The organism is Microbacterium sp. PI-1, from assembly GCF_004337555.1.
Classification (GTDB): domain Bacteria; phylum Actinomycetota; class Actinomycetes; order Actinomycetales; family Microbacteriaceae; genus Microbacterium; species Microbacterium aurugineum.
Genome location: NZ_SJYZ01000008.1, coordinates 34,986 through 48,687 on the forward strand (window position 1 = coordinate 34,986; position 13,702 = coordinate 48,687).

Consider the following 13,702-nt stretch of genomic DNA (forward strand, 5'->3'; position numbering starts at 1 on the left):
CCTGATGGTCTATTTGCTCGAGAGGGCGTCGGCGCCGCCGACGATCTCCGCGATCTGCTGCGTGATCTCCGCCTGGCGCGCATTGTTGCGCAGACGGGTGTAGTCGGTGATGAGCTTGTCGGCGTTGTCGCTGGCCGACTTCATCGCCTTCTGCGTCGCTGCCTGCTTCGCGGCGGACGACTGGAGAAGTGCGTTGAAGACGCGGCTCTGGATGTACACCGGCAGGATGGCGTCGAGGACGGTCTCGGCATCCGGCTCGAACTCGTACAGCGGGTAAACGGTGTTGCCCGCCTCCGACTCATCGGCTTCCGTGATCTCCAGCGGGAGCAGACGCACGGACTCCGGCGACTGCGTCATCATGCTGACGAAACGGTTGTACACGAGGTGGATCTCGTCGACGCCGCCGTCCTGTCCCCCGCGGGCGAAGGCTTCGAGCAGCGAGGCGGAGATCTCCTCGGCGGTGTGGAACGACGGGGTGTCGGTGTCACCGGTCCACTCCGCAGCGGCCGCGAGGCGACGGAACTGGAAGTATCCGACCGCCTTGCGTCCGATGAGGTAGAAGACCGGCTCCTTGCCCTGCTCGCGCAGGAGCTCCGCGACCTCGAGACCCTCACGGAGGATCTGCGAGTTGAAGGCTCCGGCGAGACCGCGGTCCGAGGAGAAGATCACGACCGCGGAGCGGGTGATGTTCTCGGACTCGCGGGTCAGCGGGTGATCCACGTTCGAGTGCGTCGCGACGGCCGATACGGCCCTCGTCACGGCTCGCGCGAAGGGGGTGGACGCCTTGACGCGTGCCATCGCCTTCTGGATGCGCGAAGCCGCGATGAGTTCCATCGCCTTCGTGATCTTCTTGGTCGTCTGAGCAGAAGAGATCTTCTGCTTGTAGACCCTGAGTTGAGCGCCCATATGTCAGTACCTCACGCGATTACGCGCGACGACCCTTGACGATCTTCTCCTGGTTGACGTCCTCAGCCTCAGCCGCAGCGTACTCCTCGTGACCGGGGGCGCCGATGGCGTGACCCTTGCCACCCTGGAATTCCAGGACGAAGGCATCCGTCTGCTTCTCGAGCTCGGCGACCGTGGCGTCATCGAGGACGTTCGTGTCGCGCAGAGTGTCGAGGACCTTGGTGTTGCGACGCAGGTAATCCAGGAGTTCGCGTTCGAAGCGCAGGACGTCTTCGACCTCGATCGTGTCGAGCTTGCCGTTGGTACCGGCCCAGATCGAGACGACCTGCTCTTCGACGGGGTACGGCGAGTACTGCGGCTGCTTGAGCAGCTCGGTCAGACGCGCACCGCGGGAGAGCTGACGACGCGAAGCCGCGTCGAGGTCGGACGCGAACATCGCGAACGCCTCGAGGGAGCGGTACTGCGCGAGCTCCAGCTTCAACGTTCCCGAAACCTTCTTGATCGACTTGACCTGCGCGTCACCACCGACTCGCGAGACCGAGATACCCACGTCGACCGCCGGACGCTGGTTGGCGTTGAAGAGGTCGGACTGGAGGAAGATCTGGCCGTCCGTGATGGAGATCACGTTGGTGGGGATGTACGCGGAGACGTCGTTCGCCTTGGTCTCGATGATCGGGAGACCCGTCATGGAACCGGCACCGAGCTCGTCGGAGAGCTTCGCGCAACGCTCGAGCAGACGGGAGTGCAGGTAGAACACGTCACCGGGGTACGCCTCGCGGCCCGGCGGGCGGCGGAGGAGGAGGGAGACGGCACGGTAGGCCTCGGCCTGCTTGGACAGGTCATCGAAGATGATCAGCACGTGCTTGCCGCCGTACATCCAGTGCTGGCCGATGGCCGAACCGGTGTAGGGCGCGAGGTACTTGAAGCCTGCGGGGTCAGAAGCCGGAGCGGCCACGATCGTGGTGTACTCCAGCGCGCCGGCCTCTTCGAGCGCGCCCTTCACCGAAGCGATGGTCGAGCCCTTCTGGCCGATGGCGACGTAGATGCAGCGAACCTGCTTGCTGACGTCGCCCGACTCCCAGTTGGCCTTCTGGTTGATGATCGTGTCGATCGCGATCGCCGTCTTGCCGGTCTGGCGGTCGCCGATGATGAGCTGACGCTGACCACGACCGACGGGGATCATCGCATCGATGGCCTTGATGCCGGTCTGCATCGGCTCGTGCACCGACTTGCGCTGCATGACGCCCGGGGCCTGGAGCTCGAGAGCGCGGACGCCCTCGGTCTCGATGGCGCCGAGGCCGTCGATCGGGTTGCCGAGCGGGTCGACCACACGACCCAGGTAGCCGTCGCCGACCGGAACCGAGAGGACCTCGCCGGTGCGGGTGACTTCCTGTCCGGCTTCGACACCGGTGAACTCGCCGAGGACGACGACACCGATCTCGTGCTCGTTGAGGCTCTGCGCGAGACCCTTGGTGCCGTCCGCGAAGATGACGAGCTCGTTCGCCATGACGCCGGGCAGTCCCTCGACGTGCGCGATGCCGTCTGCGGCGTCGATGACGGTGCCGACCTCGGTCGCCCCGGCCCCGGAGGGCTCGTATGCGGCGGCGAAGTCCTTCAGCGCGTCACGGATGACGTCGGGGCTGATCGATAGTTCTGCCATTGTCTTCCCTTTGTATCTGGGTGCGCGGTTCCCCGCGCGAAGTCGTGTTAGCCCGCGAGCTTCTGGCGAAGGTCGGCGAGTCGTGCGGAGATGCTGCCGTCGATGACGTCATCGGCGATCTGCACACGCAGACCTCCGACGACGGCAGGGTCGATGACGACGTTGAGCGAGACCTGACCGTCATAGCGACGCGAGAGCGAGTCGCTGAGACGGGTGCGCTGCGCATCGCTGAGAGGTGCCGCGGTGTGCACCGTGGCGACCACGCGACCGCGCTGGCTCGAGACGATGCTCATCGCCCGGTTCAGCAGTCGCCGGATCCGGCGTCCGCGCGGCTCGCGCACGAACGAGGTGATGATCAGCGTCGAGGCGGCGCTCGTGGAGCCCTCGGCCAGGAGACGCTCGATGAGCGCGCTCTTGGCATCTTCTCCTCCGACGCGGCTGCCCAGAGCGAGCTCGAGCTCGGGGTTGGCGGCGATCACCCGGGAGAAGCCGAACAGCTCCCCCTCGATGTCGACGCCCGGCTCCGCGATCGCTGCCGCGCGGATCGCGAGCTCCTCGATACCGTCGACGAGCTCACCCGCGTTCGACCAGCGCTCAGCGACGACGGTCTTCAGAACGTCCTGAGCACCTGCGGAGAACCCGCCGAACACCGCGGTGACGACGTTCTGTCGTGCCACGGCGGGAGCGGAAGGGTCAGCAAGCGCGCCGCTCAGCTGGGACGACTCGCTCACGGCACGCGCGGCAGCCAGCAGCTCCCGTGCGGTGTCGAGAGAGAGGTCCTTCGCTGCGGCAAGCGTCTTGATGGATGCCGCGAGTGCCTGAGTGGTCGCGCTGCCCATTACTGAGCCGCCTTCTCGGATGACTCGAGCTCGGCGAGGAAGCGGTCGACGACGGCCGTCGCACGTGCGTCGTCGGAGAGCGTCTCACCGACCACGCCACCGGCGAGGTCGATGGCGAGCGTTCCGACCTCGCTGCGGAGCGAGACGAGAGCGGTCTGCCGCTCGGCCTCGATCTGCGTGTGCGCGGTGGCGGCGATGCGAGCGGCCTCGGAAGCCGCAGCTTCCTTCGCCTCGGCGACGATCTTCTTGCCGTCCTCACGGGCGGCTTCACGGATCTCGCCGGCCTCGGTGCGCGCCTCAGCGAGCTGACGCGTGTACTCCTCGAGCGCAGCTTCAGCCTGCTTCTGAGCCTCGTCGGCCTTCGCGATGTTTCCCTCGATCGCGGCGGACCGCTTGTCGAGCATCGCCGTCAGACGCGGAAGCGCGAACTTCCAGACGACGAAAAGGATGACGATGAACCAGAGGCCCGACCAGATGATGTCGTACCACGCAGGGATGAGAGGGTTGTTCGGCTCACCCTCTGCTGCGAGGTTCGTGACAAGAGCGTTCAGCATCCTGTCTCCTTCAGAAGTCGGTGAGGATTACGGGAAGGGGATGAATGCGACGGCGATGCCGACGAACGCAAGCGCCTCGGTGAAGGCGATACCGATCCACATGAGGACCTGGAGACGACCGGCCAGCTCGGGCTGACGGGCGACACCCTCGATGGTCTTGCCGACGACGATGCCGACGCCGATGGCCGGGCCGATGGCTGCGAGGCCGTAGCCGACCGCTCCGAGGTGACCGTTGATTTCAGCGAGAACCGTAGTAGCGTCCACGGGTTTTTCCTTTCGTTGGGTGGGAAGGCGTATGCCTGCCCGCTCAGTGCTCTTCTGCGACCGCGAGCTGGATGTAGACCGCGGTGAGGACGGTGAAGACGTATGCCTGGAGGACGGCGACCAGAATCTCGAAGAGAGTGAAGGCGCCGCCGAAGGCGAGGGTTCCGACACCGAGCGCGGCCCAGCCGCCGCCTGCGGTGAAGAAGAAGAACTGGGTCGCGGAGAACGCGAGGACCAGGATCATGTGCCCCACGACGAGGTTCATGAGAAGACGCAGCGTCAGCGTGACGGGGCGGAGGATGAACGTCGAGATGAGTTCGATGACCGCGACGATCGGCATGGCGGCGACCGGCACACCCTGCGGGAACAGGGAGTTCTTGAAGAACTTGAAGCCATGGCGCTTGATGCCGGCGTAGATGAAGGTCACATAGCTGACCACCGCGAGCGTGAGCGGAACCGCGATGATCGCGGTGCCCGGCATGTTCAGGAACGGGATGATTCCCGTGATGTTCATGAACAGCACCATGAAGAAGATCGTGGTGAGGATCGGCAGGAACCGATCGCCATCCTTGCGCCCGAGCATGTCGTGGGCGACGTTGGTGCGGACGAAGCCGAGGCCCATCTCCACCAGGCTCTGGAAGCGTCCGGGGACGACCTTCATGCGGCGGGTTCCGAGCCAGAGGATCAGCACCACGGCGATCACCGCGAGCAACTGGACCAGGTGGATCCGGTTCACGGGGACGGGGCCGACGTGGAAGAGGATCTCCGGGAAGAAATCGTCGATCGAAGGGCCGTGGAACTCACCGTCGGAGGCAAGTCGGGGGGTCAGGGTCGCAGCAAGATTAAACAGCGCGGGCTCCAGCTTCGGGGCACCGGTCTAAACCGGGGCGACGATGGTCGGTGTGCTACACAGCGCAAGCGCTCGCGGGCGAGCGGCGGGCACGGTTCAACAGTATCAGAATCTGAGGGGACCCTAAGACCGCGGGGCCTCGTCGACGGGCCCTTCTCCGATGTCGTTGGCCCTTCCGGGGGCACGGTCCTCCGGCACCTCCGTCGGAAGCGATATATCGCTTACGTTCGGCAACCGCATGCGGGTGAGGACGATGACGTCGATCGCGAGCGACATCAGCACGCCGGCGACGATCGAGAGGAAGAAGACCATCGGGTGCAGCCACGGCTGCCCCGCGAGCAGGATCATCGCCACCACGAACAGACCCAGCTTCAGCAGCCACCCCCCGAGGACGATGGCGAAGAAGAGCTGCACGTAGATCGGATCGCCGTACCAGCGGTTGGCGATGAGGATGCTGATCCCGGTGATGGCCAGGAAGAGCGCCGCGAGCAGCACGCCCAGCAGTCCGCTGACCAGCCCCTCCCCCTGGGCCACGAGGTAGCCGACGCCACCGGCGATGATCGCGAGCACGGCGGTGGCCACGCCCGATGCGATGAGTGTGCGCCGGAGGATCGGCGTGCTGGAAACGGGGCTCGGGCTCATCAGGACTCCACGGGTGTCGGGTCGGTTTCGGCGGCCGCGGGGTTCTTCCTGCGGCGGGTGGGGCTCAGGGTGACGACGAGGCAGGCGGCGATGCCCACGATGCCGAAGCCGACGCCCGGGAGGTACTGTCCCGGCCAGTCCTCCCGCGCACCGACGTACATCAGGAGGACGGCGATCGAGATGACGGCCGTCCACGCGTAGAAGATGAGGACTGCGTCGCGGTCCCGGTGCCCGAGGTCGAGCATCCGGTGATGCAGGTGCTTGCGATCGGGCGAGAACGGCGAACGCCCCGCACTCATGCGACGGAGCACCGCGAGACCGAAGTCGAGCAGCGGCAGCAGGACGACGAGCAGGGGCAGCAGGATCGGCAGGAAGGCACCGACGAGCTGCGAACGTCCGAGACGCTCGGGCTCCAAGGCGGACGGGTCCATCTGCCCGGTGATGGCGATCGCCGAGGTCGCCATCAGCAGCCCGATCACCAGAGCGCCGGAGTCGCCCATGAAGAGCTTCGCCGGGCTCCAGTTCAACGGGAGGAAGCCCAGGCAGGCACCGATCAGCACGGCGGCGAGGAAGGTCGACAGGTTGAAGTAGCTGGAGGCGCCGGAGTCACGCGTGAAGATGTACGAGTAGGCGAAGAAGACACCGTTGGAGATGAGGCACACGCCCGCGACGAGGCCGTCGAGCCCATCGATGAAGTTCACCGCGTTCATGACGATGACGATCGCGAACATCGTGATCGTGATGCTCAGCCAGCTCGAGACCACGATGAGATCGCCGAAGGGCAGGGACAGGATCTGCAGCCCCCCGCCGACCGTGATGAGGCCGGCGGCCAGGAACTGCGCACCGAGCTTGATCATCCAGTCGATGTCCCAGAGGTCGTCCACGACCCCGATGATCGCGATCAGCAGCGAAGCGCCGAGGATCGACCACATCGTCTGCGGGGGGATCCAGATGCTCTGGAAGAACGGGTTGATGGCGGAGAACCCGAAGGCGGCCGCGATGCCGAGGAAGATCGCCACACCGCCGAGTCGTGGCGTGGGCGTGGTGTGCACATCACGCTCACGGATGCCGGGATACAGCTTGAAGCGAAGGCTCAGTCGCCAGACCGCCCAGGTCAGCGCGAAGGTGATCGCTGCCGTGAGGATGACCGTGGCGAGATACTGCTTCACGAATCCGCGTCCTGCTGCTCCTCCGCGTGCTCGTGCCCCTCGTGCTGCTCCTCCGGCTCGAGGAGGTCACCCAGCACGTCGTGCAGCTGTTCACGCGTCACCGCACCGTCGCGGAGGATGCGCACCGTTCCGGCATCTGCATCCCCACCCCGGCGCACGAGGGAGGTGGCATCGACGATCGTGGAGGCGATGCCGTCCTTGCTCAGTCCATCGGCGAGGTACACGGCGACACTGTCACCCAGCATCTTCTCCGCATCGAGCGCCGAGATCGCCGCCGCCCGTCCGGTGAGGTTCGCGCTGGACACCGCGAGCGGTCCGGTCTCGGCCAGGAGCTCCAACGCCACGCGGCCTTCCGGCATGCGGACGGCGACGGTCCCCTGGGTCTCGCCGAGGTCCCACACCAGCGAGGGCTGTGCGGGGAGCACGATCGTGAGCCCACCGGGCCAGAACGCCTCCACCAGCCGCTCGACCGGTTCCGGCACGGACTCGGCGAGGGCGGCGAGCGTCTCCTTCGTGCCGATGAGAACGGGCGGCGGCTGATCGCGTCCCCTCCCCTTCGCATCGAGGAGCCGCTGCACGGCGGCCGGTGAGAAGGCGTCGGCAGCGACGCCGTAGACGGTATCGGTGGGCATCACGATGAGGTCGCCACGGCCGATCGCCTGGCGCGCATGGCGCATGCCGGCGAGCAGCTGCGATTCGTCGCGGCAGTCGAAGATGGTGGACATGACGGTTCGATTCTATGCGGCGCGGGTATGTCGGATGCTCGGAGGCTGCTGATCAGGGCCTGAGCGCCGTGGTGGTGCGGTCGCGCAGGGTGAGATCGCGATGCGTCGCCGTCGCCCGCCATCCGTCCGCAGCCAGGATGTCGCGGATCGACTCCCCCTGCAGCTCTCCGTGCTCGATGACCAGAAGTCCCCCGGGATGCAGCAGACGCCGCGCGCGGGAGCTGAGCGCCCGCACCACGTCGAGGCCGTCCTGTCCCCCGTAGAGCGCCAGCGCGGGATCGAAGAGCCGCACCTCGGGGTCGCGCGGGATCGCCTCATCGGGAACGTACGGCGGATTCGAGATCACGACCGTCGCCGTGCCGTCCAACTCGGGGAAGGCCTCTCTCAGATCGGAGAGCACGAGCGTCAGATTCTCGACTCCCGCGACGTTGCGCCGTGCCCACTCGTGCGCATCCTCGGAGAGCTCCGCAGCGAAGATCCGCGCATGCGGCACCTCGGTCGCCATCGCCAGCGCGATCGCGCCGCTCCCGGTCCCGAGGTCGACGCCGATCGGTACCGACTCCGGGGAGTTCAGCAGCGCATCGATCGCGTACTGCACGACGGTCTCCGTCTCCGGACGCGGCACGAAGACACCGGGGCCGACGGCCAGTTCGAGGTGGCGGAAGGGCGCCGAGCCCGTGATGTGCTGCAACGGCTCGCGTGCGGCACGGCGGGTCACCAGAGCATCCAGCGCCGCCGCCCGCTCGTCGTCGAGGCCGTCTCCGCGGACGATGCCGGCCTGCACCTCGCCACGTCGACGGCCGAGGACATGACCTGCGAGCAGTTCGGCGTCGACCAGAGGATCCGGGACGCCGGCGTCGGTCAGGCGCTGGGCTGCGGCACGGACGTGCGCCGCCAGAGAGGTGTCGGACATGCCTTCCAGCGTAGAGTGCACGCGCCTGTCACATAGGCGCCGTCCACTCCCCTCTCCCCTAGGCTGGTCCGGCAGCGATCCCGCACAGGAAGGCTCCTCATGCCCGGCATCCACTCCGACATCACGACCGCGTTCGGCAACACGCCGCTCGTTCGTCTGAACCGCGTGACCGAAGGCCTGGGAGCCACCGTGCTCGCCAAGCTCGAGTACTACAACCCCGCGTCCAGCGTGAAGGACCGCATCGGCATCGCGATGATCAACGCCGCCGAAGCCTCGGGCGAGCTGAAGCCGGGTGGCACGATCGTCGAGTCGACCAGTGGCAACACGGGCATCGCCCTCGCGATGGTCGGAGCAGCACGCGGATACCGCGTCATCCTCACGATGCCGGCCTCCATGTCGAAGGAGCGCCGGGTCCTGCTCAAGGCGTTCGGCGCCGAGATCGTGCTCACGGACCCCACCAAGGGCATGAGCGGTGCGATCGAGGAGACGAAGCGCATCGTGGCCGAGACGCCGGGCGCTATCTGGATCCGTCAGTTCGAGAACCCGGCCAACCCGCAGATCCACCGCGAGACCACGGCGCAGGAGATCCTCCGCGACACCGACGGCGCGATCGACATCTTCGTCGCCGGGGTCGGAACCGGCGGAACCGTCACCGGCACCGGCCAGGCCCTCAAGGCCGCGAAGCCCGGTGTGCAGGTCATCGCCGTCGAACCCAAGGACTCCCCCGTCCTCAGCGAAGGACACCCCGGCCCGCACAAGATCCAGGGCATCGGTCCGAACTTCGTCCCGGACGTGCTCGACCGCGACGTGATCGACGAGATCATCACCGCCGAATTCGACGAGTCCCTCCGCGTCGCCCGCGACCTCGCCGCCACGGAGGGTCTGCTCGTGGGCATGTCCTCCGGGGCCGCCGTGTCCGCGGCGCTGAAGGTGGCGGCCCGCGCCGAGAACGCGGGCAAGACGATCGTCGTGGTGATCCCGGACACCGGTGAGCGCTACCTCTCCACCGCGCTGTTCGAGGACCTGCGCGAAGACTGAGATCTCCGATGGGCATCATCGGGCGAATGCGCGAAGACATCGCGGCAGCCCGTCTCCGTGATCCGGCCGCACGCAGCGCCGTCGAGGTGGCACTCCTGTACCCGGGACTCCACGCGATCTGGGCGCACCGCGTCTCGCACGCGCTCTGGCGACGGCGACTCCGACTGCTCGCGCGCGCCGGGTCGCAGCTGTCACGCTGGATGACCGGGATAGAGATCCACCCGGGCGCGAAGATCGGGCGCCGCTTCTTCATCGACCACGGCATGGGCGTGGTCATCGGCGAGACCAGCGAGATCGGTGACGACGTGATGCTGTATCACGGCGTCACCCTCGGCGGACGCACTCGCACCGCAGGGAAACGCCATCCGACCCTCGAGGACGGCGTGGCCGTGGGCGCCGGCGCGAAGATCCTCGGCCCCGTGACGATCGGGGCCGCCTCCGTGATTGGCGCGAACGCCGTGGTCACGCGCGATGCGCCCGCCGACAGCGTGTTGGTCGGCGTTCCCGCGAAACCACGACAGCGCAGCGCCGGTGAGGACACCCGCGCGCTGCTCACCGCTCCGGACTACGCGATCTGAGCGTCGGGCGTCGCTGCACGACTCAGCGTCGTGCGCCCTTGACGGACTCGACCTTCTTGCGCAGGAAGATCAGCGGCAGCAGGACGCTGCCCAGCGCGGTGATCAACCACACGATCACCGATCCGAGAAGCCAGCCGGTGAGATCGGTGATGCGGAGTCCGCCGATGGGAAGCAGCACCACGATGATCAGCGAGATCAGAGTCGAGAAGATGCCGATGCCGCCCATGAGCACGGGCGCGTAGCGATTCGCCATCTTGCCGACCCACGGTGCCAGGACGCTCTGCAGGATCGCGAAGATCAGGATGCAGATGACGAAGCCCCACCACTTGTCCCATTCGATCTGGAACCCTTCGAGAGCGAGGTCGGCGACGATCAGGCCGAGGCCGGCCGACATCACGTACATCAGACCGCGGAACAGGAGTGTGATCACGGCCCGAGCCTAGCGCTCAGCGTGGCTTCGCGCCTCAGGATTCGGCGCCGAGTGCGGCGAGCCGCGCTTCCTCATCCGCGGTGATCGCGCTCTCGATCAGCGGGTCCAGCGCGCCGTCCATCACCTGATCGAGGTTGTAGGCCTTGAAGCCGGTGCGGTGGTCCGCGATCCGATTCTCCGGGAAGTTGTACGTGCGGATGCGCTCGGAGCGGTCCATCCCGCGGATCTGCGAACGGCGCGCGTCGGACGCCGCCGCGTCGAGCTCCTCCTGCTGCCTCGCGAGCAGTCGGGCGCGAAGCACGCGCATTCCGGCCTCGCGGTTCTGCAACTGCGACTTCTCGTTCTGCATCGACACGACGATGCCCGTGGGGACGTGGGTGATGCGCACGGCGGAATCCGTCGTGTTCACCGACTGCCCGCCGGGGCCGGACGAGCGGAAGACATCGATCTTGAGATCGTTCTGATCGATGTGGATCTCCTCCGGCTCATCCACCTCGGGAAAGACCAGCACACCCGTCGTGGAGGTATGGATGCGTCCCTGCGACTCGGTGGCCGGCACACGCTGCACGCGATGCACGCCCCCCTCGTACTTGAGATGCGCCCAGACGCCCTGCGCGGGGTCGGACGAGGAGCCCTTGATCGCGACCTGCACGTCCTTGTAGCCGCCCAGGTCGGACTCGTTGCGCTCCAGGAGCTCCGTCTTCCAGCCTTTGGAGGCGGCGTACTGGATGTACATGCGCAGCAGGTCGGCTGCGAACAGTGCGGACTCCGCACCGCCTTCACCGGCCTTGATCTCCATGATCACGTCACGCGCATCGTCCGGGTCACGCGGGATGAGCAGACGACGCAGACGTTCCTGGGACTCCTGCACCTCCTCCTCCATCGCGGGGATCTCCGCCGCGATGGACTCGTCTTCCCGGGCGAACTCGCGAGCCGTCTCCAGATCATCGGTCGCCGCGACCCATGCCTCGTAGGCGGCGACGATGCGCGACAACTCGGCATAGCGACGGTTCACACGCTTCGCGCGGGCGGCGTCGGCGTGCACCGCCGGGTCGGAGAGCTCCTCCTGAACCCGGCGGTGCTCGTCGATCAGAGTCTGGACGGACTCGAACACGGCTCGGCCGCTCAGCGGATGTTGTTGTCGTGCCCGTGCGCGCCCGAGGGGAGCGTGGGGATCGACTTCTGCATCTGCACGAGGAACTCGACGTTCGAGTTGGTCTCCTTGAGCTTGCCGAGGACGACCTCGAGGGCCTGCTGCTGGTCGAGGCCGGCGAGGGCGCGACGCAGCTTCCACGTGATCTTGACCTCGTCGGCCGACAGCAGCATCTCCTCGCGACGGGTGCTCGACGCGTTCACGTCGACCGCCGGGAAGATGCGCTTGTCCGCGAGCGCACGCGACAGGCGCAGCTCGCTGTTGCCGGTGCCCTTGAACTCCTCGAAGATGACCTCGTCCATCTTCGACCCGGTCTCGACCAGGGCGGTGGCGAGGATCGTGAGGGATCCACCGTTCTCGATGTTGCGCGCGGCTCCGAAGAAGCGCTTGGGCGGGTAGAGCGCGGAGGCGTCGACACCACCGGTGAGCACACGACCCGAGGCCGGAGCCGCCAGGTTGTAGGCACGGCCGAGGCGCGTGATGGAGTCGAGCAGCACGACGACGTCGCGACCGAGCTCGACCAGACGCTTCGCACGCTCGATCGCGAGCTCCGCCACGGTGGTGTGGTCTTCGGCGGGGCGGTCGAACGTGGAGGCGATGACCTCGCCCTTGACCGAGCGCTCCATGTCGGTGACCTCTTCGGGGCGCTCGTCGACGAGCACGACCATGAGGTGGACTTCAGGGTTGTTCTGCGCGATCGCGTTCGCGATCTGCTGCAGCACGATCGTCTTGCCAGCCTTGGGCGGAGCGACGATGAGGCCGCGCTGTCCCTTGCCGACCGGAGCGACCAGGTCGATGATGCGCTGGGTCAGCTTCTCGGGAGCCGTCTCCAGACGCAGGCGCTCCTGCGGGTAGAGCGGAGTGAGCTTGCCGAACTCCACACGCGTGGCCGCGTCGTCGATCGACAGACCGTTGATGGAGTCGACCTTGACCAGCGCGTTGTACTTCTGACGGCCCTGCTGCTCGCCTTCGCGCGGCTGCTTGATCGAGCCGACGACGGCGTCACCCTTGCGCAGGTTGTACTTCTTGACCTGTCCGAGCGAAACGTAGACGTCGCTCGGTCCGGCGAGGTAGCCGGTCGTGCGGACGAACGCGTAGTTGTCGAGGACGTCGAGGATGCCGGCGATCGGGATCAGGACATCGTCCTCGCCGATCTCCGTGTCGAACTCATCGGTCGGAGCACCGTTGCGGCGCTTGTTGCGCTGGCGGTTGCGGTTGCTGCCGCCGGACTGCTCGTCATCCCCGGCCGGCTGAGCCTGCTGGTCCTGCCCGGAGCTGTTCTGCCCGCGTCCTCGGTTGCGGCTGCGGTTGCGGTTGCGGCCACGCCCGCCCTGCTCCTCACCACTGTCGGAGTCGGAGCCGGAGTCGCCGTTCTGAGGCGCGTCGGCGGGAGCGGCGTCTGCTGCCGTGTCCTTCACCGGCGCGGCGGCATCGGCGTCGGGCGTCGACTTCTGCGCACCGCGGCGACCGCGTCCCGTCGACTTCGGTGCGGATTCCGCAGCGGCTTCGGCCGGGGCGGCGTCTGCAGCCGGAGCATCCGAGGAAGCGGTATCCGCGGCGGGAGCCTCGGCGTCCGCCTTCTTCGCGCGGCTCCGACGCGGTGTCTTCGCCTTCGGCGCCGCCTCGGGCGACTCGGCGGACGCCTCCGCAGATGCGGGCTCGCTCGTCGTGGCGGCAGCCGCCTTCGTCGTCTTCGCCTTCGTCGTCTTCGGCTTCGCGGGCTTCTCGGCGCTCTCGACCTTTTCCGCGTTCTCGGCCTTCTCGGCCTTCTCCGCGGTCGTGGCGGTGCTCGCACGACGCGGTGCGCGCTTGCGCGCCGGCGCCGTCTCGGTAGTCGCTGCAGCAGCTTCCGCGGCCGGTGCCGACGAATCGTTCTGGGTCTCGGAGAGGTTCTCCACGAGTACTCCCTTATATGTCATGGGGAATGAGCGTTGAACGCGCACAACGGGTGCTGCGCACGATCGCACGGGCCGGCGCTCAG

At 67.1% G+C, this 13,702-nt stretch carries 15 protein-coding genes; 2 read left to right on the top strand and 13 right to left on the bottom strand.

The genetic code is table 11. The features are described from left to right. Positions 1-9: 9 nt before the first annotated feature. The 10 genes from E0W80_RS08750 to prmC form a co-directional block, all read right to left on the bottom strand. The gene (locus E0W80_RS08750) at positions 10-906 is read right to left on the bottom strand and encodes a F0F1 ATP synthase subunit gamma (protein ID WP_047520473.1); all 897 of its coding nucleotides are present in this window, start codon (positions 904-906) and stop codon (positions 10-12) included. A 19-nt stretch (positions 907-925) separates the two neighbouring features. Then, positions 926-2,566, bottom strand: coding sequence for a F0F1 ATP synthase subunit alpha (atpA, locus tag E0W80_RS08755; protein ID WP_047520471.1), 1,641 nt, complete (start codon positions 2,564-2,566; stop codon positions 926-928). Between the two features lie 47 nt (positions 2,567-2,613). After that, entirely contained in the window at positions 2,614-3,405 is a 792-nt protein-coding gene (locus E0W80_RS08760; RefSeq protein ID WP_131492143.1) for a F0F1 ATP synthase subunit delta, read from the bottom strand. Then, positions 3,405-3,959, bottom strand: coding sequence for a F0F1 ATP synthase subunit B (locus tag E0W80_RS08765; RefSeq protein ID WP_131492144.1), 555 nt, complete (start codon positions 3,957-3,959; stop codon positions 3,405-3,407). Before E0W80_RS08765 ends, E0W80_RS08760 begins: the two co-directional genes overlap by 1 nt. 27 nt (positions 3,960-3,986) lie before the next feature. Next, a complete protein-coding gene (gene atpE, locus E0W80_RS08770) occupies positions 3,987-4,223 on the bottom strand; it encodes an ATP synthase F0 subunit C (RefSeq protein ID WP_017830994.1) in 237 nt (78 codons plus the stop codon). A gap of 43 nt (positions 4,224-4,266) precedes the next feature. Further along, a complete protein-coding gene (gene atpB, locus E0W80_RS08775; protein ID WP_227991600.1) occupies positions 4,267-4,959 on the bottom strand; it encodes a F0F1 ATP synthase subunit A in 693 nt (230 codons plus the stop codon). A gap of 237 nt (positions 4,960-5,196) precedes the next feature. Then, a complete protein-coding gene (locus tag E0W80_RS08780; protein WP_047520463.1) occupies positions 5,197-5,715 on the bottom strand; it encodes a hypothetical protein in 519 nt (172 codons plus the stop codon). Next, a complete protein-coding gene (locus E0W80_RS08785; protein WP_131492145.1) occupies positions 5,715-6,884 on the bottom strand; it encodes an MraY family glycosyltransferase in 1,170 nt (389 codons plus the stop codon). The genes E0W80_RS08780 and E0W80_RS08785 overlap by 1 nt, the downstream gene beginning before the upstream one ends. Beyond that, positions 6,881-7,609 carry an L-threonylcarbamoyladenylate synthase gene (locus E0W80_RS08790; protein ID WP_047520460.1) on the bottom strand — a complete coding sequence of 243 codons (729 nt, stop codon included), beginning with the start codon at positions 7,607-7,609 and terminating at the stop codon, positions 6,881-6,883. Before E0W80_RS08790 ends, E0W80_RS08785 begins: the two co-directional genes overlap by 4 nt. Positions 7,610-7,661: 52 nt before the next feature. Further along, on the bottom strand, positions 7,662-8,522 hold the full coding sequence (prmC, locus tag E0W80_RS08795) for a peptide chain release factor N(5)-glutamine methyltransferase (RefSeq protein ID WP_131492146.1): 861 nt from the start codon (positions 8,520-8,522) through the stop codon (positions 7,662-7,664). A gap of 99 nt (positions 8,523-8,621) precedes the next feature. Here prmC and cysK point away from each other — a divergent pair, with 99 nt between their 5' ends. After that, positions 8,622-9,560: a cysteine synthase A gene (cysK, locus tag E0W80_RS08800; RefSeq protein WP_047520456.1), complete on the top strand. Its 939-nt coding sequence runs from the start codon at positions 8,622-8,624 to the stop codon at positions 9,558-9,560. Positions 9,561-9,568: 8 nt separating this feature from the next. Further along, the gene (epsC, locus tag E0W80_RS08805) at positions 9,569-10,138 is read left to right on the top strand and encodes a serine O-acetyltransferase EpsC (RefSeq protein WP_131492147.1); all 570 of its coding nucleotides are present in this window, start codon (positions 9,569-9,571) and stop codon (positions 10,136-10,138) included. Between the two features lie 22 nt (positions 10,139-10,160). Here epsC and E0W80_RS08810 read toward each other — a convergent pair whose 3' ends face one another. From E0W80_RS08810 to rho, 3 genes are read right to left on the bottom strand one after another with little or no spacing between them, the layout of a single operon-like run. Further along, entirely contained in the window at positions 10,161-10,568 is a 408-nt protein-coding gene (locus E0W80_RS08810) for a phage holin family protein (RefSeq protein WP_131492148.1), read from the bottom strand. 34 nt (positions 10,569-10,602) lie between these two features. Then, positions 10,603-11,682 (bottom strand): peptide chain release factor 1, encoded by a 1,080-nt coding sequence (gene prfA, locus E0W80_RS08815; RefSeq protein ID WP_131492149.1) that lies wholly within the window; start codon positions 11,680-11,682, stop codon positions 10,603-10,605. An 11-nt stretch (positions 11,683-11,693) separates the two neighbouring features. After that, the gene (gene rho / locus E0W80_RS08820) at positions 11,694-13,619 is read right to left on the bottom strand and encodes a transcription termination factor Rho (RefSeq protein WP_240740488.1); all 1,926 of its coding nucleotides are present in this window, start codon (positions 13,617-13,619) and stop codon (positions 11,694-11,696) included. Positions 13,620-13,702: the final 83 nt, after the last annotated feature.

Bases quoted from the DNA above. Each gene is read 5' to 3' on its own strand.
- E0W80_RS08750 (WP_047520473.1), bottom strand. From the start codon at position 906: ATGGGCGCTCAACTCAGGGTCTACAAGCAGAAGATCTCTTCTGCTCAG.
- atpA (WP_047520471.1), bottom strand. From the start codon at position 2,566: ATGGCAGAACTATCGATCAGCCCCGACGTCATCCGTGACGCGCTGAAG.
- E0W80_RS08760 (WP_131492143.1), bottom strand. From the start codon at position 3,405: ATGGGCAGCGCGACCACTCAGGCACTCGCGGCATCCATCAAGACGCTT.
- E0W80_RS08765 (WP_131492144.1), bottom strand. From the start codon at position 3,959: ATGCTGAACGCTCTTGTCACGAACCTCGCAGCAGAGGGTGAGCCGAAC.
- E0W80_RS08780 (WP_047520463.1), bottom strand. From the start codon at position 5,715: ATGAGCCCGAGCCCCGTTTCCAGCACGCCGATCCTCCGGCGCACACTC.
- E0W80_RS08790 (WP_047520460.1), bottom strand. From the start codon at position 7,609: ATGTCCACCATCTTCGACTGCCGCGACGAATCGCAGCTGCTCGCCGGC.
- prmC (WP_131492146.1), bottom strand. From the start codon at position 8,522: ATGTCCGACACCTCTCTGGCGGCGCACGTCCGTGCCGCAGCCCAGCGC.
- cysK (WP_047520456.1), top strand. From the start codon at position 8,622: ATGCCCGGCATCCACTCCGACATCACGACCGCGTTCGGCAACACGCCG.
- epsC (WP_131492147.1), top strand. From the start codon at position 9,569: ATGGGCATCATCGGGCGAATGCGCGAAGACATCGCGGCAGCCCGTCTC.